Origin of the sequence: Psychromonas sp. MME2, from assembly GCF_040566515.1 — a bacterium.
Taxonomy (GTDB): domain Bacteria; phylum Pseudomonadota; class Gammaproteobacteria; order Enterobacterales; family Psychromonadaceae; genus Psychromonas.
Genome location: NZ_JBEWXI010000014.1, coordinates 74,120 through 98,442, shown reverse-complemented (window position 1 = coordinate 98,442; position 24,323 = coordinate 74,120). Strand labels below are relative to the sequence as shown.

Here is a 24,323-nt window from a genome sequence, read left to right as displayed (position 1 = left end):
CCTAGGCAACACAATTAATAAATCAATTTTCCTAATGGGTTCAAAACCTTACTAATACCAGAGGTAAAGTGTAAAGGGGCATTTTGTACCGCATAGCATAAACATCCTGACTCGCTAAATGGGCTGTGTTGCTGCCCACCCTCTAGCCAAATAAAATCACCTTTGTGATAACTACCATGTTCATCGGCAAAGGAGCCATCTAATAATAGCGTTACTTCATAACCTTTATGGCTATGACTCGGGATCACCCCATTTTTATCAATGTGTAACAAGTTAGAGCGAATATTATCTTCGTCTTTAACGATACGGGCACGACTTACAGGCCCTAGTCCAGACCACTTAATATCCTTAAAGGACCTAAAGGCACGCGGCAAATTAAAGGTTTTATTACTCACATAGGTGGTGACATTTTTCACTTGAGCTGCGACTGGCACTTCGGGCAACTCACTCTGTAGTATATTTTGCAACATGTCTGAAAAATCGACAGTGGGGCTATTTTCTTGCCAAGTCTGTGACGCTAACGATTGCGTTAGTTGTTGCGATTTTTTCTGACAATGTTCGCACATCTCGATATGCGCACTCACTGCAACGGCTAAAGAGAAGGGTAAATGACCTTCACTGTGTAAAATGAGTAGTTGCTGGGTTGGATGATGCTTAATCATTAGCGCTCTCCAGTTTTAATTTTAATTTACTGATTGCTAAACGTAGCCGCGATTTCACCGTACCTAAGGGTAAGTCTAAATGGTTGGCTAACTCCTGTTGCGACATGTCCTGTAAATAGATAGCCTCTACTACCTCTTTCTGCTGCATAGGTAAGCTATTGATATGTTCAAGTAAGTGACGCGAAAATAGATGGTCTTTGTTTAAAGATGTATCTTCTTCTGAAAATAACGGCCACAGATCTTCGCTGACATCATCTTCTTTGTTTCTTTGCTTTTTACGCAACATATCAAAACAAACATTACGCATAACGGTAAAGATCCAACCGCTCGCTTTGCCCTTATCACTATCAAAAAGTGACGCTTTACGCCAAACAAGCAACATGGTTTCCTGGACTAACTCCATCGCTTGCGCCTCAATTTGTAAACGCTGTAGACCGAAGCGATGAATACGAGGAGCAAAATAGTTAAATAATAAGGTATAGGCAGCCTTATCTTGCTGACGGGCAACAGCAAGCAATTGCTGCTGTAGTTGCATCTCTTGCTCATCAACATCAGGATGATCATTATATTTCAAATTAATGCCTAACTCAGGGGAAGATACCTTAAGCATATTACAATTCCATAAAAGCGATAAGTGGTTATCTGATAATTACGTAGCAACAAGCAATTTAGATCACAAAACCTCATGACGAATAACTTCTCCAATAAATTCCGCACAGGGTGAACAATCAGACTGCTTAGCCAACCAATATTTTTTACTGTCATCAATGGGCAATAATTCAAGCCAACGCTGACAAACCCAAGTTAGATTTTTAAAATCCTGATCCTTCAAGTTGTCACTATAAAGAGGATGACTAGTTAAGTAACCTCTTAACCTCGAAGCCATATATTGTTGTTTTTCGGGCAGTTTATATGTTTGCCAATGAGGTAAAATAACTATTTCTGCCTCTTTTAAGCCGTCTGATTGCACCGTAAAAGCCCCAATTTCCACTCTATCAACAGCTTCGACATCTATTGTCAAAACGCCCTGCTCATCCTTTTCAAAATCATAAATTTGCACACGACTGCCAATCGGATAAAATTCATCATTAATGGTGCATAGACAAATAACGAAACCATTACCATGCAGCAGAGATTGACTCACTAAGCGCAAATATCGAGGCTCAAAAATACGTAAACGAGTTTTACCGCCTGGCAATAAGAAAACAGGTAAGGGAAACAAGGCTAATTTCATGGTCAACTCCTCTTCTATCGCCGTTATTAAGCAAAATATTTAATAATACTAATCGGAATAAATAGCTGATCTATTTTACTGGTTAAAATAACTTACTTTTTTGTTGTAAGTTTCGTAAAGGGAACAACCATTTACGTCAACTTACGCGTCAAATTAAGCCATTTTTCCTGCGCAAAATTTAGATCACATACTTAATCCGATTGGTATAAATAGAGACGGCTTAGAAAAGAGTACGAGTGAAGGTGAGGTTTAGTTCACTACAATAAAAAATAAAGGCAATCGTGTGGATGAATTTAAAAGCAGTTTATACGCAAACTTAGCAGCAATCCCAGCAGGTAAATTAATTAGTTACGGTCAACTCGCGACACTTTGCGGATACCCGAATCATGCTCGCTATGTCGGAAGAGTATTATCCGCGTTACCTAAAGATAGTCAGCTACCTTGGTTTAGAGTGGTCAATAGCCAAGGAAAAATATCCCTTATGGGGGAAGCCTTTATACGACAAAGGGAGCTTCTTGAAAAGGAAGGGGTTATAGTCAGTGACAGCGGGAAAATAAGTCACTTTAAAAAAAGACAATACTAGCAGCCATTACACAAAATATTGATGTACTATTTTGCTAAATATCTTTAAATAAATAGAGGCGTAATACTGAGCGATTGACACCGCACAAACTAGAGCCGAGGGTACCTTGTTTAGCATAATAAAAAGCAGGTTGCGCTAGCTAGCCTTTGCAAATTATCTTTTATTTGGAACAAGTTTCATAAGAATCCTGTGTGCAATAGGTTAACGGAGTATAAATAACTTCCTCGTACTTTTGTTTTTCAATAATTTTAAGAAGTGTAAATATTATCTGCCTGCCCATTTCATAAGGCTTTTGACCAATGTTCACGTGAGCAAGATGGTCTCCTAGCATCTTTAACTGAATTTCAGATGCATCCGAAATAACAAGCACTATCTCTTTGCGCTCAAGTTTATCTTTAAACGGTTCAATCATGGTGCGGTATAGGGGGGCATCATTTTGTACCCAGCCACCAACGGCAATAAATGCATCAACCTTATTAGACGGTACTTTAAGCATTGACTCTAGCTGTTTAACAGAGCGGTTGATATTGTCATAATTTGGGATCGGAAGGCGCACTTCAGTCCATCCTAAATCATTTTTAAGTATTTCACCGGGAGGATTCTGATACTCTTTTCCAGATAGAGCGGAGCGCACCCCCATAATTCTTAGGTTTAAATTGGGCGAATCGGGTCTTCCTGTTTGAATAAGAAGCGTTCCACCAGCGGGGCGTATTTTTTTTAATTGCTCCCCCAAAGCCTTACCTAGTTCAAAATTGTTTGTCCCTATATAAGCCAAACGTAAGTTGTCATATTTTTCTAGGGTAACTGTATCAAAATCAGAATCATAAGTGATAACAGGAATTCCCAATTTTTTAGCTTTTTGCATGCTACTTTTAGCTAAGAAACGAGACTCAGTAACAGCGACGGCAATTCCATCAACACCTTCATTGAGTAACTCTTCTATAATTTTGTCCTGTATTCTGACATCTCCTTGAACAGGCCCACGGTATATACATTCAACCCCTTCGATTTGCGCAGCGGCATCTTGACACCCCTTTCCACTTTCATCAAAAAAAACACTATAATATTTTGGAACAACAGCAAATTTCAGGTTTTTTGCACTTACAGCAAATACGGTAAACATTAAAAAAACGATAGTTAGCCTTAGCATATTTCCCCTCATATCTATATTACCTCAAGCCTTGAACTGTTGTGCTTAGTTTACATGGCACACTTTATACTGCGTTTATTAATATCTTATAAGAGAATTTGTGCTCCACAGGAAGTGGCTGGAATCAGAGCTGATAATCATATTAGTAAGCCCCTACAAGTGAGGCTCAACCTAGAGTGTAGTATACATACAATTAAAACGCGGGCTTAAAAATGAAACTAGTATAGCGGCATCGGCAACCAGTCCTATCAATGTTTATTAGGGATAAACAGCTATAACCTGACATCGGTTTCCTGTCGACTTTGATAATTTATCAAATGATATCTTTAGTTTCCGTAACGAAGGAGTAGTCGCAAGTGATAAGTTGACATTTTCTATAACAAAGCATCCTTTTGATTCACACCTTTTATCAAAGCCAATGTGCTCATCTCCGTGGGCTCCAATGCCATAGCTATCGATAACAATGAAAAGCGGAGGGGTTAAAAGTATGAAGTCAAGAACATCACTATACAGGGTAGTATCCATAGAGCCATATTCAGGGGTTCCATAATTATTATTTTCAACATTCCCAGTAAAAAGAATGAGCGCTTTGCCTGACATATCCAGAGAAACTAAATCATCCACTGAAGGCATCTTTTCTGTACAATTAACCGTTACTACCTCTACCTCATAATCATTTTTTTCTGGTTCGGAGTCATAACAATCAATATGAGTTCCAATATGCCCAAAAGCACTAACCGCATCAGATTGACGTTTTGCCCACTCATAGGCGGCGTGCCCCTTTTCGACAATAAGGGTTAAATTTTCTTCATACATAAACTAAATCTCTTTAATACATATTAAGTAATATTAAACTATATACCCATGTTACCTCAATATGCTTTGTCAGGCGCGAGCTCGGATACCTGAGCAAGACGTAACGAGAGATAATTGTCATTCACTATTTGAGTGTTACAACGCAACACTGGTTTTCGAGCTAGCGCCCCGTAGGACAAGGAAAATAGCACCAATCTGCTTTGTTATAAAATATCTATGTAGAACTACTATACTTTTATTTTATGCCTCGCATCGCGGTACGCTTTTTCTTGCTGACTTTGCATCTTGAAGTATCATGGGTATATAACTAACGAGGTTGTAGAATTTTTCATTCGTAGTGCGATAACCTTCAATCAAAAAATGATTCATAATTTATTGATATTAAATTAAATAGTTTTTTTAAATCAAGGTGAAACGGTCAAAAAACACTATATCCGACCTACCAATAAATGGCGAGTATTTGTATCTAAAGTGATTGATATTTTGCAGGGAAATAACAAATAAAAACATTATTATTTGCTTTGATTTTTTTTATTGAATTTGACTAATATCACGGTACAATCGGCCAACAATTAACGGCACGAAAGAGCATTATATTATTATTTTTTGCAAGCTATATTGTTGATGGAAATGTTAACTCAATGAAGGCTATTGAGCTAATTACACACTTAAGTAACAACAATACTTAAGCTGATTTTAACAGCCACTATGGCTAGACTTTTGGAATATTGACAGTGACAGAGTGCCAACCTCTTTTACAACTATCAGGGGTCAGTAAAACGTTCGCCGATAATACGGTGTTAGACGATTTAGATCTGACTATTTACGATGGTGAATTTCTCACCTTATTAGGCCCATCTGGTTGTGGTAAAACGACCGTTTTACGCATCATTGCTGGCTTTGAGCAAGAAGATCAAGGGCAAATACTGCTCGATGAAAAAGATCTATCTATTCTTAAAGCAGAACATCGCCCAGTCAATACGGTATTTCAAAGCTATGCCTTATTCCCTCATATGAGCGTCTATGAGAACGTGGCATTTGGCTTGATAATGCATAAAGTGCCGAAAGCGGAAATTCAAGAGCGCGTGCTTGAAGCGCTACGTATGGTGCGCTTAGAAAGTTTTGCACAACGTAAACCGCATCAATTATCCGGTGGTCAACAACAGCGTGTTGCTATTGCACGAGCTGTGGTTAATCGCCCACGATTATTATTGCTCGATGAGTCATTAAGTGCGCTCGATTATAAACTACGTCAAGAGATGCAAATTGAGTTAAAACGGTTACAACGCCAACTCAAAATAACCTTCGTGTATGTCACCCATGACCAAGAAGAAGCGCTCTCCATGTCTGATAGGATTGTCGTTTTGAACAAAGGCAAAGTACAGCAGATTGGTACACCTCGTGAAATATACGAAACGCCTGTGAACCTTTTCGTGGCACGTTTTATCGGTGAAATTAATCAGTTTGATGGCCACGTTGTACGTCGAATTGATGAAAAGCATGTGGAAGTGATCGCAGAAGGGGCCGATTGGGTCGTACAAACCGACTACCCTTTTGCAGCCAACGATAAAGTGCATGTATTACTGCGCCCTGAAGATGTACGTCTAACGAAACCTGAATTGGCAAAAGAAACGGTACATATTGATGGCCATATCTACGAATGTAACTATAAAGGTAAAACCTTAGACTCTTATATTCGCTTATCAACGGGCACGACGGTCATCGCAAGTGAGTTTTTTGATGAAGATGATCCCGACTTTGATTATCGTCTAGGGCAAAAAGTCGCGCTGCAATGGATTACTGGTTGGGAAGTGGTGTTGCCTTATGAACAAACAATTTAATCAGTTTCGTTTCTGGGCAATAGGCCTTGCAACAAGCTGGCTAGCGCTGTTCGTTTTAGTGCCTAGTCTAATGGTATTAGTGACCAGTTTTCTAACCCGTGACGCTGATTTTTTAATTAAATATCAGTTTAGTTTAGATGGTTGGAAAGGTGTATTTGACCCAAGCTTTGTTACCTTGTTATGGGATTCGCTTTCCATGTCACTGATCACCTCGGTGATCTGTTTGGTCATCGCCTACCCCTTTGTAATGTGCCTAATGGGATTGCCGCAGCGTTGGCGGGGTATTATTCTATTTTTATTAATCATTCCCTTTTGGACCAATTCTTTGGTGCGCATTTATGCCATTCAATTTTTATTAGGTAAAAAGGGGCTTATTAATGAAGCGCTGCAATTTGTTGGCGTTATTGATAAACCATTAGATATGCTATATAGCCAGTTTGCCGTTATTTTTGGGCTCAGTTATATCCTCCTCCCCTTTATGATTTTACCCATCTATTCATCAATGGAGAAGTTGGATTTTAAATTACTCGATGCCGCCAAAGACTTAGGGGCGACTGCGACGCAACGTTTATTACGCATCACCTTACCATTAACATCACCGGGCATTATCGCGGGTTGTTTAATGGTCATACTCCCAGCGATGGGAATGTTCTTTGTGGCGGATCTATTAGGTGGATCTAAACATTCATTATTAGGTAATGTCATCAAAAATCAGTTTATCCAAACACGTGATTGGCCCTTTGGTGCCGCATTGAGCATGTTAATGATTTTCTTATTATCATTTATGCTCTGGCTTTATTACCGTGCGACGAAGATGTCGAACCGCGAAGGAGGCATCAATGACTCGGATTTTTAAATTAGGTTTCATCGGTTTGGTGCTCTGCTATGTATACACCCCGATTTTAATTTTAATTGTTAACTCCTTTAACATGTCACGTTATGGTAATAAATGGAGTGGTTTTACCTTTAAATGGTACGATAAATTATTCACTAATGACTCGCTAATGGAAGCCGCTTGGCATACCTTGCAAGTCGGTATTACTAGCGCAACGGCGGCAACGGTGATTGGCACCTTGGCGGCGGTTGCACTGCAACGTTACCGTTTTTATGGCAAAGGAGCGGTATCTTCATTGGTGTTTGTGAGTATGTTGACACCTGATATCGTAATGGCTATCGCGCTACTTATTCTATTTGTTAGCTTAGGAATAGAATTAGGCTATATTTCTCTATTAATTGCCCATATTACCTTCTGTTTACCCTTTGTGATTATTAGTGTTTTTTCTCGCTTAAAGGGGATGGATATGGCGGTGACTGAGGCGGCACGAGATTTAGGCGCTAATGAATGGCAAGTATTTAATAAAATTATCCTACCTATGATATTACCAGCGGTAGCATCGGGTTGGTTGTTAAGTTTCACTTTATCGATAGATGATGTGATTGTAAGTTCCTTTGTCACGGGACCAGGCTATGAAATATTACCACTTAAAGTGTATTCCATGGTGCGTGTTGGTGTCTCGCCAGAGGTAAATGCTATCTCTACCCTACTCTTTGTTGGTTCGGTAGTCTTAATTGTAATATCGCAACTATTGCTGCGTAAAAAAGGAAATTAATAATGAAAAAATGGTTAACACTTACAGCGGCAATGCTGATCAGTTTTTCAGCGCTCGCGGAAGAAAAAGTTGTACTGTATAACTGGGCTGATTACATTCCAGATTCAATCCTAAAACAATTTACTAAAGAAACGGGTATTAAAGTTGAAGTTGCTACCTTTGATAGTAATGAAACGATGTTTGCTAAGCTACAGCTAGTTAACGGTAAAGGTTATGACTTAGCGATTCCAACAACCTATTTTATCGAGCGAATGAAGCGTGCTGATCTGATACAACCACTTGATAAATCTAAGTTAAAAAATCTAGCTAACCTAGAGCCAAGCTTATTAAACCAAGCTTATGACCCGGAGAACAAATATAGTATCCCATATCTATGGGGTAGTACGGCGGTTGCGGTCAATAACGAAGAGATAGATCCTAAATCCATTACTTCGTGGAAGGATCTTTGGAAACCAGAGTTTAAAGATCAAATACTATTACTCGATGATGCTCGTGACATTTTCTTAATGGGGTTAAAAGTTAAAGGCTTTGAAAACAACACAAAAAATGAAGATGAAATCCGTCAAGCCTATGAAGCTTTGGTGGAATTATTACCGAATGTTAAGCTGTTTTTATCTGATTCACCAAAAGGCCCTCTGATTCAAGGCAACGTACCGATGGGCGTAATGTGGAATGGTGAAGCCTATATGGCACAAGCTGAATTAGGCACAGTGACATACATTTATCCAAGTGAAGGGGTGACATTTTGGGTAGACAGTTTCGTGATTCCGAAAGGCGCTGAAAACGTTGAAAATGCACATAAATTTATCGACTTTGTACTACGCCCTGAAATTGGTAAAATCATCGTTGAAGAAATCGGTAATTCAACCCCAAATAGAGCGACGATCCCTTTATTAAGTGAAGATATGCGTAACAATCCAATGGTTGTGCCACCTGCGGATGTTATCAAAAAAGGGACTTACCATAGCGATCTCGGTGAAGCTAATGCGATTTATGAAAAGTATTGGCAGATGCTAAAACAAGCAAAACCATAATTTACATTGCTCTTTTTAGTCCAAAAAAAACCGCTCAAGTGAGCGGTTTTTTATTAATTATGACATTCTTTCTCGACTAGCCTCAGCCAATTCAGCAAGCATTGCATCTGTATCATCCCAACTAATACAGGCATCGGTAATACTTTTACCAAAGACGAGCGCGTTGCCATCTTCGACCGACTGATTACCCTCTTCAATAAAGCTTTCAATCATCACGCCAGCAATAAAGGGGCTGCCGGAACGCATCTGTTGCATAATATCATGACCAACCTGCCACTGTTTTTTAAACTGTTTTAGACTATTACCATGACTAAAATCGACAACCAAACGTTTACTTAAACCAACTTTATCTAAAGCGATAGCCGCATCGGAAATATCTTCACTACTATAATTAGGCACCTTTCCACCACGTAAAATAAGATGCCCATAGGGATTACCTGCCGTTTTATAAATAGTCATACGACCAATTTTATCCGGTGAATAAAAAATATGACGCGCCTTCGCTGAGCGTATCGCATCAATGGCAATTTGCAAGTTACCATCGGTACCATTTTTAAAACCAACTGGACAAGAGAGCGCCGATGCCATTTCACGATGAATTTGACTTTCTGTGGTTCGAGCTCCGATAGCTCCCCAAGTCACTAAATCAGCAATATATTGACCTGTTACCATATCTAAAAATTCAGTGGCTGTCGCTAACCCCAATTCGTTTATATCCACTAACAATTTACGAGCCAGCTTAATTCCCTTATTAACATTATTACTACCATCTAAATCAGGATCGTTGATCAAACCTTTCCAGCCAACAATAGTGCGGGGCTTTTCAAAATAGGTACGCATAACTATACAGAGCTGATCGGTGTATTTATCTTTTAATTTTACGAGTCGTTTCGCGTATTCTAGCGCAGCTTCTGGATCGTGAATCGAGCAAGGCCCAACAATCACTAATAAACGAGGGTCTTCTCCCGATAATATCGCCTCCACCTCGCGCCTAGCTCGAGTAACCACGCCAGCCGCGACATCGGATATTGGTGAAACTTCAGCGAGTTCAGCTGGGGTAATCAAGTAATCTAGTTTTTCACTACGTAATTCATCTGTTTTTAATGGCATATCCATACTCTATTATCTGTTTATATTATTTCATACAATATAAAAATTATGCTTCGGTTAAAAGTAAAATCCCCCCTAAATTAATATTGTAGCCACATCATGGCTGCCTCATAATCATCGAAGGCTTTAATCTCTCCGGAGACAAACCATTCACTCACTTTAATACCTAACGCTCGCCACTCATTATTACCGTAAACAGCAATCTTAGAAAAACTCTCGCCATGCTTTAATCCTAACTTAAAATCATCCCAAGCAGCACGCAGCTCCCACCCTTCAAATTCACTAATATCAACCAAAACCTTGGCGCTCGATGACATCACTTTTTGCAATGCCGAATCGATCATCGGTGACAACACTTGGTAATCCGCGTGGTTCAGCTTTCCTATTGCTTTAACAACAATAATAAACTCTTCATCCACCCTTACCATACCCAGTGATAAACCATGATGTTGACGACTCATAATATCTCCTTAGTGTCTCTAAATAGTGGCAAATATAGAATGATACCAATCGGATTAAGTATGTGATCTAAATTTTGCACAGGAAAAATGACTTAATTTGTGGCGTAAGTTGACGCAACTGGTTGTTCCCTTTGCGAAACTTACAACAAAAAAGTAAGTTATTTTAACCAGTAGAATAGAATCAGCGATTTATTCCGATTGGTATGAGTATAGATTGATAAATCAATAGTGGAGGCGCAGAATAAATCAGAGCAAAAAGATAATAACAGACTGAGGCGTCAGTCTGTTATTGATAAAAAGCGATAAAATTAATCGGCAAAAGAGATGCCTGTTTGACGAGCAGATTGCACAGATAAATGGTCTAGCGGTACCCGTTTCGTTTTCCCAGCGACCTTTTCAAGGGGCACTGTGACAACTTCAAGGCCATCGGTAGCAACAAGCACATTATACTCTCCTTTAAAAAGAAGCTCGGCGGCCTTAGTGCCGAATTGCGTTGCCAGCACCCTATCATAACCAGAAGGAGCCCCCCCTCTTTGCAGGTATCCAAGTACCGACACTCGCGATTCATAATTAGAAATGGCATTTAGTTCATTGGAAACTTTATAGGCAGCACTACTGATATTTTCAGCGGCTCTTTTCTTACGCAACTGTTTTTTCGTTAACTCCGCTTCATCAAGGGATTTTGCTCCCTCTGCCACGACAATTACAGAAAAGGGTGAATTGGCATTGACGATGCGTTTATCAATATGCTCTTTTAGTTTCTCAATATCATAGGGAATTTCAGGAATAAGTATGGCATCCGCACCACCTGCAATGCCGGCATAGAGGGCCAACCAACCAGCCGTGTTGCCCATAATTTCAGCAATCAATACGCGCTTGTGAGAATGTGCCGTAGTGTGTAACCGATCCACCGCGTCGGTACAAAATTCAAGGGCGGTATGAAAACCAAAGGTAATATCGGTGCCATAAAGGTCGTTATCAATGGTTTTGGGTAAGGCAATGACATTTAAGCCCCTTTGAGTTAGCCAATACCCTCGCTTAGCCGTTCCACCGCCACCGAGTACAACCAGGCAATCAAGCTCCCAGTCATTATAATGCTTAATCATCTTTTCGACTTTTTCTTCATCTTTAAAGGGGCGTTCACGTGAATTACCTAGTATAGACCCCCCCGTATGTAGAATGCCTGAAAAATCAGCTTGTTCCATTAACTTGGCATTATTTTCAACTAATCCTTTATAACCATCAAAAAAAGCAACGATTTCAATACCGTAGTTATTTTGTGCACTTTTTGCCAAACCTCTTAACGCGGCATTCAACCCCGGCGCATCGCCGCCCGCGGTTAATACACCAATTCTTTTAGTAACTGACTGCATACAAATAACCCCTTTCATTGTAAATAGTTATTATAGATCACCTTGCGATAGCGCTCTTTATTGCTGCTATATTCTCGGCTTTAGTGACACTAATCGTTTGAAATTCAGGTAAAGTCGCACAGGCGACTATCGTTTCCATGTCGCTTTGACGTGGCGTTTTACCTGATAAGTGCACCTCGTTAACGCCTGTTTTATTAATTATTGTTGCGACATTATCACCATTAACCCCCGCCCCGGCCATCACAGATAATCGACCTTTACATTGTAGAACCATTTTACGAATAGTCTCTGCACCGTTCACAGCATTATTTGCAAGACCAGAGGTTAATACGCGTTCACAACCTGCACCAAGAATAATTTCCAATGCTTCATGTACATCAGCGCAGCAATCAATGCCGCGATGAAAGGTTACACCAACCCCCTTCGCCTCTTTCATTAAACTACGTAAAATATCTCTATCAACTTGCGCATTTTTATTTAAACACCCCAGAACAACACCTTGAACTCCCTGAGTTTTGGCATGATGAATATCATGCAACATCATCTCGACTTCAAGGCTGGAATAGAGGAAATCACCATCGCGCGGACGGATCATGGTGTAAATTGGGATATGGGCATGTTTCAGTGCTAAGGCGATCAAACCATGATTTGGCGTCAATCCCCCCACCGCAAGAGAGCTGCATAGTTCGATGCGATCCGCTCCCCCTTTTGTGCTGAAAATAAAGATTCGATATTATCAATGCATACTTCAATATTAACCATTTTTCACCCATAAAATAAAAAGCGTAACAGTGAATATACCATTGCGCATAAGTATCTGATCTATCTTGTTGGTTAAAATAATAGATAGCTACGTTGCATTCAATCGCAATAGCCAGTAATTACTCAATCATGCGCCTTGCTCTCCATTATTTTTCCTCAACAAGCCCTGATCACAATATTATGCGCAATGGTATTAGACCAATCCTAAGGTAGCTAATGTTTTTGCTTTAACTTTATTCAATAATTTTTCATTTTCGATAAGTGACTGACCGTATGAAGGGATCATCTCCACCATCGTCTTATTCCAGTCAGCTTCTTCAAATCTATCTGTAAAACATTTTTCAACCACATTGACCATCGCCTGGACAGCTGTTGAAGCTCCCGGTGAAGCGCCCAACAATACCGCTAACGTACCATCTTGAGAGGTCACCAATTCGGTGCCAAATTCAAGTTTGCCTATGCCATTCTTATCTTTTTTAATAACCATTACACGCTGGCCAGCTTGCGCTAATGTCCAATCGTCTTTATTAACTTCCGGGTAAAAATGACGTAACGCTTTTACTCTATCTTTATGAGATTGTAAGGACTCTTTTATTAAGTAATGGCTTAAATCTATATTCTTTGAACCAACTGATAGCATAGGCTTTAAATTAGTACCTGTAATGGATCCAACAGATCCATTTTCGATCCTTTTTTCAAAAACTTCGTGGTAAAGCCAGCAAAAGGGCCAAATAATAGTGCAGGATTGCCATCAATAATACGCGTATCAAGATGAGGCACAGACATGGGAGGTGCGCCAATCGGCGCTTTTCCATACACTTTTGAGCGATGTTGTTCAACAATCTCAGGTTTGCGACAAACCAACCACTGTCCACTCACGGGAAAACCTCCGTACCCCTTACGCTCAGGAATACCCGATTTTTGTAACAGGGGTAATGCCCCGCCACCGGCACCAAGAAAAACAAACTTGGTATCGATCAATGCAGAATGCTTGCCTGTCCGTTCTTTAACACGTACCGCCCAATGACCATTATCATGCTGTTTGATGCGCGTTACATTGAAATTCAATAGTAATTCAAAGTTCGGGGCTTGTTGCAGATTTTTAACCATATTGCGGGTCAATGCACCAAAGTCGACATCGGAGCCATAATTAACACGCGTGGCAGCGACAGGTTGGTTAGTGTCGCGTTTACTCATTGCCAATGGCATCCACCCACGGATCACCTCAGGATCTTCACTATACTGCATATCTTTAAATAGATGATGAGCACTGAGGCGTTCATAGCGTTGGCGAAGAAATGCCACATCTTTTTCCCCCCAAACTAAACTTTGGTGTGGAATAGAGTTAATAAATTCACTCGGGTTTGGTAAAATATTTTTTTCTACCAAATAACTCCAAAGCTGCAAAGTCACTTCAAAGGAAGCGTTAATAGCTAGCGCGCGATCAATATCTACACGTCCATCATCACCTTGAGGGGTATAGTTCAATTCACAATATCCCGCATGACCAGTACCGGCATTATTCCATCCATGTGTACTTTCATGGGCGACATGATCCAATCGCTCAACCATTAAAATTTTTAATGATGGATCAAGTTGTGTCAATATCATACCTAGCGTTGTGCTCATGACTCCACCACCAACAAGCAGGACATCTACCGTTTTTATATCCATTAAAACCTAGCCTTTACAAATTAATCTGAAATCTACTATTTGAACCTAACAAGTAAAAGCCCTTTACAGTTAATTAAATAGTGATAGGTTAAAATCCATTTGATTTTTGAGAGGAATCGATTCTAACCAAAATTTAGACTGGAAACTAGGGAATAATGTTGCCTAAGTTTGAAATATGTTAACGTTTTGTAAACACCCATCTACAACTAGCCATGCTATAGCCATGATACTTAAAGATGCGAAACGGATAATCATTTACTTCCTGCATTGTTGCAATACCTTATATGGCCCCTCTCCGGTTGCAAGACAATGTAGATAGTTGAAAAGAAAAATATAGAGCAAAAATAAATCAAAATAATTTTTAAAAATGAACTTACATTTCAAATATTTATGCAATTCAACGAAAACAAAAATGCCCATTACAACTGAAATTTATCCTATTAATTAGATAGATGCCAATAATTTTAATTATTACTACCTGAATAAATACCCGCTTAAAACGCGCAGTTAACCACTTCACTTTCATGGTTAATTGGTCATTTAAATTTCATTATCTCTTTTGCTCTTTTGTCCCCCTAGTAAATAATTACAATTATGGTAAAAATGTCCTCTTTCGCTCTACTAATAATTGACGAGCTACACAACGAGTAGGTTGATTCGCACATAATTTCTTACCTCATGGATGACGCATAAAATATTTCAGTGCATTGATGGTTTACCTCTTTTTTAATAAACAGTATCAACTCCCGTAATTAGATAATTATAGGATTTGCTATGAATGCAACAGGAATATTGAATGAAAAATCGTTTATCGGGTTTTGATATACTCGCTTTAGGCTTCATGAATTTTGCCTTTTTTTTAGGGGCAGGTAACATCATTTTCCCTCCACTGGCAGGCGCAATGGCTGGAGAAAACTTAACGCCAGCAACACTTGGTTTTTTAGTCACTGCCGTAGGCCTTCCGCTGATCTCCTTAATTGCAGTCGCAAAAGCAGGAGGCGGTATTATTGAGATGGCAAAATATCTGCCGAGTAAAGCGGCAACACTATTAGCGCTTGCTGTATTTATTGTTATTGGCCCAAGTTTCGCAACGCCAAGAGCGGCATTAGTCGCCTATGAAATAGGCATCTCTCCTTTTTTAGCAACCCCGGATGCAACGAGTTTAGCGATCTTCTCCATTGTGTTCTTTTTAATCACAGGTTACCTATCACTATCAACGGGTAAATTATTAGATATGATTGGTAAAGTGATCACGCCGTTACTAATTATCTTATTGATTATCCTATCCGTCGCCGTTTTTACTACCCCACTTGCAGAGTTAGGCAGTGCCACCCAAGAATATATTCATAATCCATTTATGAAAGGCTTTTTAGAAGGCTATAACACAATGGATACGCTAGGCGCTTTGGTTTTTGGCATATTAATTATTAACGTTATCAAATCAAAGGGCGTTGATGATAAGAAAGCACAATATAAATATCTCATTATGGCAGGCAGTATTGCAGCTTTTGGGTTAGCTTTTGTTTATTTATCACTCTTCTATTTAGGTGAACAGTAAGCCAAGGAATTGCCGGTAATGTCAGCAATGGCGGCGAAATAATCGCTCTTTATGTACAAGCACTATTTAATACCAAAGGGCTAATTTTACTCGCCTTAGTCGTTGGATTAGCCTGCTTAACGACCGCAGTTGGCTTAATCAGCGCGATGGCTGAGTTTTTAGTGACCCTAAAACCCAATTGGAATAGAAGCCGCTTAGTCATCATCAACTGTGCATTATGTGCGTTGGTAACCAATGTCGGTTTAAGTCAACTTATCAGTTTATCTGTACCTGTTTTATTTATTATCTATCCCGTGGCGATTGCACTGGTTGCCTTAACCTTATTAAGTGGCTTTATTAGCAAGAAGCAACTGAGCTATCGTTTTGTAATATCGATCGCCCTCTTCTTTGGGCTATTGGATGGTTTAAAAGTTGCGGGTGTGAATATGCATAACTTTGATTTTTTACCCTTGTTTGAGAAGGGAATGGCATGGTTTCTACCAACTTTTGCTGCATTAATTATCGCTGTTTTTGTCTTTAAAGAATCAACTGAAAAAGTAAGCCAACCCGTTGAGTCTTAATACTAAGTAATTTAAAACTAACTGTTAATTTAATAGTCCATTTTTATTTTACCTGCTTAGCAATTTTTATGGAGATAGTATGAATTTAAAACTTTTAGGCGGCATGTTACTCATTGCTGGTACAGCCCTTGGTGCAGGTATGCTCGCCATTCCAATGGTGCTAGCGCAATTTGGTATGCTTTGGGGATCACTATTAATGCTAGGCATCTGGATTGGTACAACCTATGCCGCATTGTTATTATTGGAAGCAACGCTCCACAGTGGTGGCGGCATCGGCATGAACAGTATTGCACAAAAAACACTTGGCAAGCCGGGGCAACTTATCACTAACGGTTTACTATATTGTTTAGTCATCTGTTTGATGATCGCCTACATTGTTAGCGCAGGTGATTTAATAAGAGAATTGTTAAATCACCTCGGTTGGCAACTTAACCTATGGCAAAGCCAGCTGCTCTTTACACTGGTCACTGCTGCTTTTATTAGCAAAGGTACCGCGAGTGTTGATAAGCTTAATCGCGTACTCTTTTTAGCGATGATCATCACTCTAGTGATAACACTGCTTTACCTGTTGCCAAATATTGAAATCGGTCATTTTGTTCAGCAAAATAATAGCAATAAAGTTGAGCTCATCAAAAATAGTGCAGTGCTATTTACCAGCTTCGGTTTTATGGTGGTGGTGCCGTCAGTCGTAAAATACAATAGTGAAGCAACTCATCAACAATTACGCAATATGGTCGTTATCGGTTCCATGCTGCCGTTTATCTGTTATTTGTTATGGTTAGTTGCCGTTATTGGCAATTTACCCACAGAACAACTCGTCAGCTTTGCAAACGTCTCTCAATTAATCACCATATTAAGCGCCCAATATAATAGCTTAGGCATTGTTTTGACGCTATTTACGGCACTTGCGATAGTCACTTCATTTATGGGCGTTGCGATGTCGCTATTTGATCAAAATCGTGATTTATTTAAGGGTAATAAAAGCGCTACGTTTTTAGTTACTTTTATATTGCCACTGCTCGGTGCCATTTGGGCAAAAGAGCAGTTTATCGGTGTCTTAGCATACGCGGGCATTATTCTGGTATTCTTAGCGGTTTTTGTGCCAATGGCAATGGTAGTTAAAGTTCGCTCTGCTAAATTCAAAAAAACCGACGCGGCGCCTTATCAAGTAGCAGGCGGTAAATCGGCATTAGTAGCATGTTTCTCTTTTGGTGGTTTCTTACTGTTTTCACAACTTATTTAATCATCATTCTCGTTGATGGTCAGTACTTACGCAATGACCATCAACTCACTATTTAAGCTTTAATAAGCTGCTGCACTTTCCCACAAATAGCCTCCGCTAATTGATGACTACTTAGATTACGATCGATCACTGACTGTTTTAATTTTCCTGATTGCACCACACTTAACCAATCATCAATCATATCCGCGAAGCCCTTTGCGGTTAACATCGGCGTCCAATCTTCAAGCTGAATGAGCGAGGTTTGCTTATCTTGCAAACACTTTCCACTAATAAAGGAATCAAACTGATAAGCGCGATTTTCAAAACTGGCTGATACATGCTCACAGGTGATACCGTATAGACGATTCATGGAGGCATGTAACAGTGTATTGTTCGATTGCCACTGCACATCTAACCGAGCTAACTGAGCTAACTGAGTTCCCTTAAATTGACTCGTCAGGTGAACACCTTGCAAGTCGCTTTTAGCATCGAGATTAACACTATCTAAGGGATGAATAAAATCATCAAAAATAAAATCACGAATATTTCCCGGTAGATTATGGCGATTTTTTTGCCAGTGTAATGATAATAAAGGCGATGCCAAATTAACGCTTTGCAGATCCCCCAAATGACGGTTATAAAGCGGAATAAAACGGCGATTAAACCCCATATACAGCGGCACTTGTTTCGCTTGTGCTAACTCATAGAGTTTTTCACAGTCAAAGGCGTTATCTGCAAGCGGTTTATCAACAAAGGTTGGTATACCCTGCTGTAAAAAATAGGCCGCTATTTCAGGGTGAGAAACGGTACTGCTGTGGATCATCACTGCATCAATATTGGCCTTACTCAGTTGGCGATAATCTTGATAAAGGGTTGTAACTCGGTATTGCAAAGCGAGCTTTTGCAAGGTCGCATTATTACGCGTGCAAAAAATCAACTCCACATCATTTAACTGAGTTAAGATAGGCAAATAAGCCTTCTGTGCAATATCACCAATCCCCACAATCGCAATTCTCATATCCCTCACCCTCTCAACGTTTAAAATATTTTTAAGAATCTACCCTCAGCTTTAACTGTCGATAATTAACACTATTTTTATCTTCTTCCGCGCAAACACTAAGCAGATCATCAATAAAATAGCAGTAGGCTCGATACTCAATCTGCTTTATTTTCTGTTGCTCTGTAGAGCTTAACATGTGGTACATCGTCGCCGCGCCAAAATCACCAAAAATGATATTAGCTTGCTCATCAAAAAGCGTGTTGTGCGCATACAAATCCCCATGACAAACTTGATTGGCATGTAAATGATTAAAGACCTCTTCCATTTGTGCCACTATTTTTTCAATTTGCCCAATGGACAAAGTAAAATCAGGGGCAAAGGTATCACGTGTACAGGTTTTAAAGCAGGGTGGTAACCCAAGGTTACGATAATGGTCAGGTATTAAGTTCATAATTAATGCTAAATACCCTTTTTCATCGACCTGCGCTAATGACCGCACAAGATTCACGTGATTTCCCAGCTTTAAACACGCTTGCAATTCATCCTGCGGATAACCATCACTGGTGACCTCACCTTTAAACACTTTAACGGCAATAGCATCAGGTAAGTCTGGTTGCGGCTGATTCCAAAGCGCCTTTGATATAACACCAGAAGCCCCCTGCCCTAATACCTCGCATAGTGTAAAGCTTGTTGATGGCACAACAGGTACAGAGTCAATACGGAGATCAGATTGGCTAAAGGGATTACCTGAAAAGGCAAACCATGCCAATTTTGGTAAATCGAGCAACTGCTGCGGACATTCCGTTAATCGATTCGCTGAAATTCGCACTAACTCTAGGTTGTGAGAGTGAGCCAAAGTGTGCGGTAAATGAGTTAATAAATTACCCGCCAATGCCAATTTTTGCAGTCTAGGTCGCTCGCCTAAAGAGTTTGGCAAGATTTCAATACGGTTGTCCGTTAAAATAAGCCAACGCAGTTTAGGTGGGAGAGCATTTTCTGGTACATCGCTGATTTTATTAGATTTGAAACCGACCATCTCTAAATTTTCGCATTGCCCAAGCACCTCAGGGAGGGTTTCAAAGTGATTATGAGAGGCAAAAATAATTTTCAGCTTAGTTAACTGCTTTAACTCATCGGGCAATGAACTTAATTGATTGTTCGATAAATCAAGGATCTCTAAGCTATCCGCCAAGGATAAAATCTCTAATGGGAAGGAAGTTAATTGTTCTGATAATGTTAAACGCTGAATACCAGTGAGTTTGCCTGATCGTAACTGAGCGAGAGTATGCAAAATAAGTAATCCATAATAGGTGATATTTAAAACGCCCAGTAGTTTACTAGAAAAGAGCAAGCACTGTCGGCTTAGCTTGAAAAATTTATTGTTTAAGGCATCTATATTTAAAGAATGATGACAAACTGCAGACGAAAAAACCGCAACAAGTGCGGTCTTTCTGAAAGTGGTCGGTGATAGATGGAGCGAACAAGCGACAGCTTGATGTCTGAGCAATCTTCTATGTGATACTAACACTACTATCTAGCTAAACTTTTATACTTCCAAAGCGACTTTAAGTATTGTGACTATTACGAAATTCAGGCGAAAAAAACCGCAACAAGTGCGGTCTTTCTGAAAGTGGTCGGTGATAGATGGAGCGAACAAGCGACAGCTTGATGTCTGAGCAATCTTTTATGTGATACTAACACTACTATCTAGCTAAACTTTTATACTTCCAAAGCGACTTTAAGTATTGTGACTATTACGAAATTCAGGCGAAAAAAAAACCGCAGCAAGTGCGGTCTTTCTGAAAGTGGTCGGTGATAGAGGATTCGAACCTCTGACCCTCTGGTCCCAAACCAGATGCGCTACCAAGCTGCGCTAATCACCGAAAATCTATATTTAAGACTTTACATATTACGGGTCAGACCCTGGTCCAACTCTTTGTAAACCCAAGGAGATGCGCTACCAAGCTGCGCTAATCACCGAGAATCTTGTTTTACATCGAGAAAAGATGGGGCGAATGACGGGGATTGAACCCGCGACAACCGGAATCACAATCCGGGGCTCTACCAACTGAGCTACATCCGCCACTAAAACTTATTTACGCTACCAAGCTGCCTACCGAAATATGGTGCACCCGACAGGAGTCGAACCTGTGGCCTTTGCCTCCGGAGGGCAACGCTCTATCCAACTGAGCTACGGGTGCTCACATCTTTAGCGTGGCGCGGATAATACTGGGAGTTATCTTTTCTGTCTACTACTTTTTACTACTTTTTTTAATTTTATTTAACTTAAGTTGCTGATTGAGCCATATTAATAAGATGCAATCGCTATTTTCGGATATACTTTCAGTAATATATTATAAGAGAGCAACAATATGACCATAGATCCCCATTTAGAGCGCGAATCAGAAAGTTACGAGCATCCCGTTCCAAGCCGTGAATTCATTTTAGAATACATGGAAAAGCAAGCGAAGCCGATAACTCGTGACGCCCTCTTTAAGGCTTTTTCATTAAGCAGTGAGGAAGAAGCTGAAGGGTTACGCCGTCGTTTAAAAGCGATGGAGCGAGATGGTCAATTAGTTTGGTGCCGTAATGCCACCTATGCGTTACCTGAAAAACTTGATTTAGTGAAAGGCAAAGTGATTGGCCATAAGGATGGCTTTGGTTTTCTAAAAAGCGAAGCGGGTGGCGATGACCTTTTCTTACCTAATCACCAAATGCGCTTTCTATTTCATGGTGATACCATTTTAGCACAACCTGTCAAAGTCGATGCCAAAGGGCGTACCGAAGCACGCTTTGTACGCTTACTCGATGCCCGCAAAGAACCCATTGTTGGGCGCTATTTTGTCGAAGAGGGTATTGCCGTTGTGGTGCCGGATGATTCGCGTATTAATCAAGAAATTTTAATCAGCAAAGAAAATAATGGTGGCGCACGTCATGGGCAAATTGTTGTTGTAGAAATAACTCAACGTCCAAAGGCGCGTTTCACGGCTCAGGGAAAAATATCCGAAGTACTCGGACAAGCGATGGAACCGGGGATGGAAGTGGAAATCGCAATACGTACCCACGATATTCCCCATGAATGGCCTAAGGGGTTAGATAAAGAACTCAAACAGTTTGCTGAATTTGTCCCTGAGCATGCCATTGTTGGTCGTGTTGATTTACGTGAACTACCTTTGGTTACCATCGATGGTGAAGATGCGCGTGACTTTGATGACGCTGTCTACTGTCAACGTGAAACCGATGGCGGTTGGCGCTTATGGGTGGCGATTGCCGATGTCAGCTATTACGTGCGTCACGGAACCCTATTAGATAAAGAAGCGATTAATCGTGGTAACTCGGTCTATTTTCCTGACCAAGTTATCCCAATGCTGCCAGAAGTCTTATCCAATGGTTTATGTTCATTAAATCCCCAAGTTGACCGCTTATGTATGGTCAGTGAGATGGTGATCTCGAAGGATGGCACGCTAAAAGATTATAAATTTTATGAAGCAGTGATGAACTCGCATGCGCGCTTTACTTATACCAAAGTTGCTAAAATTTTAGCAGGTGATGAAGCGTTAAGAGACCACTACAAACCTTTAGTCCCCCATCTCGAAGAGTTAGAAAATCTCTACAAAGCCTTTAAAAAGGCGCGTCATATTCGTGGCGGCATGGAGTTTGAAACGCTAGAAGTGCGCTTTATATTCAATGAAGCACGTAAAATCGAATCGATAGAGCCTTTAATTCGCAATGATGCGCATAAGATCATCGAAGAGTGCATGATCCAAGCAAATGTTGCCTCTGCTCTATTAATTGAAAAGGCAGAAGCCGCAGCACTATATCGCGTCCATGAAACGCCAAGTGAAGAGAAACTAGCAAACTTTCGCTCTTTCCTTGCGGAATTAGGGTTAAGTTTAGAAGGTGGCGATAGCCCTGCTCCTCGCGACTACGCTAATCTAGCCGAACAATTTGCGGATCGAGAAGATAGTGAGCTTTTACAAACCATGTTATTACGGTCGATGAAACAGGCTGTTTATCAAGATGAAAATCTCGGTCATTTTGGTCTGGCATTAGCTGAATATTCTCACTTTACTTCGCCAATTCGTCGTTACCCAGATCTTATTTTACATCGCGCCATTAAATACTTAATTGCACAGCAAGAGAATGGGCAACAAAAATCGAAATGGACAAATACCGGTGGTTACCATTATCAACATGATGAGATGGGAGTACTCGGTGAGCATTGCTCAATGACCGAACGCCGTGCTGATGATGCAACGCGTGACGTTGCTGATGCCTTAAAATGTGAATATATGCAAGATCACGTTGGTGATACCATGACGGGCACCATCGCTGCGGTGACCAATTTTGGCTTCTTTGTCCGTTTGAACGATATTCATATCGATGGATTAGTGCATGTAACCAGCCTACTGTCCGATTACTACATCTTTGATGCGGGCAAACAAACCTTGAAAGGTGAGCGTACAGGTCGCACTTACCGTATTGGCGATGTGTTAGATGTGAAAGTATTATCGGTTAACTTAGATGATAAGAAAATCGATTTTGAACTGGCCGACCAAGAAGCGGCAGGACAACGAAAACGAGCTCGGACAACGGCAGCAAGAGAGAATGAGCGCCCAATCGATCGCCGTGCCAAAAACAGCCGAAATCGTAAAGAAAAAAATAAAATGAGCGATCAACCCGTGATCCGTGAAATCGATCAAAACAGCGCGGAGCAACAGAAAAAAGCAAAGGCAAAAAAGAAGAAAAAAATAAAACAGGGTGAAAAAAACACCCCTACATCGAGAAAGAAAAAAACAACAGCGAAGAAAAAACGCCCCGGCCGTGCCGAGCGAAATAAAGCCAAAGCAAAAGGCGAATAGCTGATAATCCATTTAAATATTAGAGAAAACGATGAGTAAAAGTGAATTAATTTATGGCATGCATGCCGTTGATGCGTTACTAGAAAGACAACCAGAGCGCGTAATCGAAATATACGCACTCAAAGGGCGTGATGACGAACGCCTTAACGCAATTCTAAATAAAGCGCGTGAATGGGGAGTATCAATACAGGAGATGCAACGCAAGGCATTGGATGATAAATCCGATGGCGAGCAGCATCAAGGTATCATGGCGCGCGTTAAAGCAGCTAAAATACTCACGGATAATGATTTAGAACCCATTTTAAACGAGTTAGATGTACCTCCCTTTCTACTAATTTTAGATGGGGTAACCGATCCTCATAATCTTGGTGCATGTTTACGTAGTGCTGAAGCGGCAGGCGTTCACGCGGTCATTATTCCAAAAGATAATTCAGCGAGCCTAACGCCCGTTGTGCGCAAAGTTGCCTGTGGGGCTGCCGAATCAATCCCGCTTATCCATGTTACTAACCTCGCGCGTATGATGCGCAGTTTACAAGAGAAAGGAATTTGGATTTACGGGACTGCTGGAGAAGCTGAACAAAGCATCTACGATTGTAAACTTTCTGGTGGTATTGCATTGGCGATGGGTGCTGAAGGCAAAGGTTTACGCCGTTTAACACGCGAACATTGTGATGAACTGATAAAATTACCGATGGCGGGCGCGGTTTCTAGTTTGAATGTATCAGTGGCAACGGGCATCTGTCTATTTGAAGTAGTTCGTCAGCGCCGTTAAGATCCTTTTGAACGCGTGCAATGAAAATGTTGCATGCGT

21 protein-coding genes, 3 tRNA genes and 1 pseudogene are annotated in these 24,323 nt (G+C 40.4%); 10 read left to right on the top strand and 15 right to left on the bottom strand.

Annotated elements, in window-relative coordinates:
• Positions 1-14 precede the first annotated feature (14 nt).
• From AB1A03_RS15120 to AB1A03_RS15110, 3 genes are all read right to left on the bottom strand, one after another.
• Entirely contained in the window at positions 15-662 is a 648-nt protein-coding gene (locus tag AB1A03_RS15120; RefSeq protein ID WP_354625445.1) for a ChrR family anti-sigma-E factor, read from the bottom strand.
• Positions 655-1,272, bottom strand: a complete 618-nt coding sequence (locus tag AB1A03_RS15115) for a sigma-70 family RNA polymerase sigma factor (protein ID WP_354625444.1) — start codon at positions 1,270-1,272, stop codon at positions 655-657. Before AB1A03_RS15115 ends, AB1A03_RS15120 begins: the two co-directional genes overlap by 8 nt.
• Positions 1,273-1,335: 63 nt before the next feature.
• The gene (locus AB1A03_RS15110; protein WP_354625443.1) at positions 1,336-1,896 is read right to left on the bottom strand and encodes an LON peptidase substrate-binding domain-containing protein; all 561 of its coding nucleotides are present in this window, start codon (positions 1,894-1,896) and stop codon (positions 1,336-1,338) included.
• A 283-nt stretch (positions 1,897-2,179) separates the two neighbouring features.
• On the opposite strand from AB1A03_RS15110, the gene AB1A03_RS15105 reads away from it, so the two are divergent.
• Positions 2,180-2,479, top strand: coding sequence for an MGMT family protein (locus AB1A03_RS15105; protein WP_354625442.1), 300 nt, complete (start codon positions 2,180-2,182; stop codon positions 2,477-2,479).
• 160 nt (positions 2,480-2,639) lie between these two features.
• Here the strand turns inward: AB1A03_RS15105 and AB1A03_RS15100 are convergent, their stop codons facing one another.
• On the bottom strand, positions 2,640-3,641 hold the full coding sequence (locus AB1A03_RS15100) for a substrate-binding domain-containing protein (protein ID WP_354625441.1): 1,002 nt from the start codon (positions 3,639-3,641) through the stop codon (positions 2,640-2,642).
• Between the two features lie 246 nt (positions 3,642-3,887).
• A complete protein-coding gene (locus AB1A03_RS15095) occupies positions 3,888-4,445 on the bottom strand; it encodes a hypothetical protein (RefSeq protein ID WP_354625440.1) in 558 nt (185 codons plus the stop codon).
• A 734-nt stretch (positions 4,446-5,179) separates the two neighbouring features.
• On the opposite strand from AB1A03_RS15095, the gene potA reads away from it, so the two are divergent.
• Genes potA through AB1A03_RS15075 form a run of 4 tightly spaced genes read left to right on the top strand, consistent with a single transcriptional unit; the run spans position 5,180 to position 8,930 of the window.
• Positions 5,180-6,286, top strand: a complete 1,107-nt coding sequence (gene potA, locus AB1A03_RS15090) for a spermidine/putrescine ABC transporter ATP-binding protein PotA (protein WP_354625439.1) — start codon at positions 5,180-5,182, stop codon at positions 6,284-6,286.
• Positions 6,270-7,142 (top strand): spermidine/putrescine ABC transporter permease PotB, encoded by an 873-nt coding sequence (gene potB / locus AB1A03_RS15085; protein WP_354625438.1) that lies wholly within the window; start codon positions 6,270-6,272, stop codon positions 7,140-7,142. Before potA ends, potB begins: the two co-directional genes overlap by 17 nt.
• Positions 7,126-7,896, top strand: coding sequence for a spermidine/putrescine ABC transporter permease PotC (potC, locus tag AB1A03_RS15080; protein WP_354625437.1), 771 nt, complete (start codon positions 7,126-7,128; stop codon positions 7,894-7,896). The genes potB and potC overlap by 17 nt, the downstream gene beginning before the upstream one ends.
• 2 nt (positions 7,897-7,898) lie before the next feature.
• On the top strand, positions 7,899-8,930 hold the full coding sequence (locus AB1A03_RS15075) for an extracellular solute-binding protein (protein ID WP_354625436.1): 1,032 nt from the start codon (positions 7,899-7,901) through the stop codon (positions 8,928-8,930).
• A gap of 57 nt (positions 8,931-8,987) precedes the next feature.
• Here AB1A03_RS15075 and AB1A03_RS15070 read toward each other — a convergent pair whose 3' ends face one another.
• The 5 genes and pseudogenes from AB1A03_RS15070 to mqo all read right to left on the bottom strand — a co-directional run bounded on the left by AB1A03_RS15070 (position 8,988) and on the right by mqo (position 14,310).
• Entirely contained in the window at positions 8,988-10,040 is a 1,053-nt protein-coding gene (locus AB1A03_RS15070; RefSeq protein ID WP_354625435.1) for a 3-deoxy-7-phosphoheptulonate synthase, read from the bottom strand.
• Between the two features lie 80 nt (positions 10,041-10,120).
• Positions 10,121-10,501, bottom strand: coding sequence for a SpoIIAA family protein (locus tag AB1A03_RS15065; RefSeq protein WP_354625434.1), 381 nt, complete (start codon positions 10,499-10,501; stop codon positions 10,121-10,123).
• Positions 10,502-10,809: 308 nt separating this feature from the next.
• A complete protein-coding gene (locus AB1A03_RS15060) occupies positions 10,810-11,874 on the bottom strand; it encodes a 6-phosphofructokinase (RefSeq protein WP_354625433.1) in 1,065 nt (354 codons plus the stop codon).
• Positions 11,875-11,911: 37 nt separating this feature from the next.
• Positions 11,912-12,532 carry a copper homeostasis protein CutC gene (locus tag AB1A03_RS15055; RefSeq protein WP_354625432.1) on the bottom strand — a complete coding sequence of 207 codons (621 nt, stop codon included), beginning with the start codon at positions 12,530-12,532 and terminating at the stop codon, positions 11,912-11,914.
• A 297-nt stretch (positions 12,533-12,829) separates the two neighbouring features.
• A pseudogene (gene mqo / locus AB1A03_RS15050) lies at positions 12,830-14,310 on the bottom strand (malate dehydrogenase (quinone)).
• 796 nt (positions 14,311-15,106) lie between these two features.
• Between mqo and brnQ the strand changes: the two are divergent.
• From brnQ to AB1A03_RS15035, 3 genes are all read left to right on the top strand, one after another.
• Complete coding sequence (brnQ, locus tag AB1A03_RS15045; RefSeq protein ID WP_354625431.1) at positions 15,107-15,868, top strand: branched-chain amino acid transport system II carrier protein; 762 nt, start codon at positions 15,107-15,109, stop codon at positions 15,866-15,868.
• Between the two features lie 8 nt (positions 15,869-15,876).
• The gene (locus AB1A03_RS15040; RefSeq protein WP_354625491.1) at positions 15,877-16,428 is read left to right on the top strand and encodes a branched-chain amino acid transport system II carrier protein; all 552 of its coding nucleotides are present in this window, start codon (positions 15,877-15,879) and stop codon (positions 16,426-16,428) included.
• Positions 16,429-16,507: 79 nt separating this feature from the next.
• Positions 16,508-17,671 (top strand): amino acid permease, encoded by a 1,164-nt coding sequence (locus tag AB1A03_RS15035; RefSeq protein ID WP_354625430.1) that lies wholly within the window; start codon positions 16,508-16,510, stop codon positions 17,669-17,671.
• Positions 17,672-17,723: 52 nt separating this feature from the next.
• Here AB1A03_RS15035 and AB1A03_RS15030 read toward each other — a convergent pair whose 3' ends face one another.
• The 5 genes from AB1A03_RS15030 to AB1A03_RS15010 form a co-directional block, all read right to left on the bottom strand.
• Positions 17,724-18,668 carry a Gfo/Idh/MocA family protein gene (locus tag AB1A03_RS15030; RefSeq protein WP_354625429.1) on the bottom strand — a complete coding sequence of 315 codons (945 nt, stop codon included), beginning with the start codon at positions 18,666-18,668 and terminating at the stop codon, positions 17,724-17,726.
• A 31-nt stretch (positions 18,669-18,699) separates the two neighbouring features.
• Entirely contained in the window at positions 18,700-19,941 is a 1,242-nt protein-coding gene (locus AB1A03_RS15025) for a leucine-rich repeat-containing protein kinase family protein (protein ID WP_354625428.1), read from the bottom strand.
• A gap of 515 nt (positions 19,942-20,456) precedes the next feature.
• Positions 20,457-20,533, bottom strand: a tRNA-Pro gene (locus AB1A03_RS15020).
• Positions 20,534-20,657: 124 nt separating this feature from the next.
• Positions 20,658-20,733, bottom strand: a tRNA-His gene (locus AB1A03_RS15015).
• Positions 20,734-20,774: 41 nt separating this feature from the next.
• A tRNA-Arg gene (locus AB1A03_RS15010) sits at positions 20,775-20,851 on the bottom strand.
• Positions 20,852-21,022: 171 nt separating this feature from the next.
• Between AB1A03_RS15010 and rnr the strand changes: the two genes are divergently transcribed.
• Positions 21,023-23,512: a ribonuclease R gene (rnr, locus tag AB1A03_RS15005; RefSeq protein WP_354625427.1), complete on the top strand. Its 2,490-nt coding sequence runs from the start codon at positions 21,023-21,025 to the stop codon at positions 23,510-23,512.
• Positions 23,513-23,543: 31 nt separating this feature from the next.
• A complete protein-coding gene (gene rlmB, locus AB1A03_RS15000; RefSeq protein WP_354625426.1) occupies positions 23,544-24,284 on the top strand; it encodes a 23S rRNA (guanosine(2251)-2'-O)-methyltransferase RlmB in 741 nt (246 codons plus the stop codon).
• Positions 24,285-24,323 lie beyond the last annotated feature (39 nt).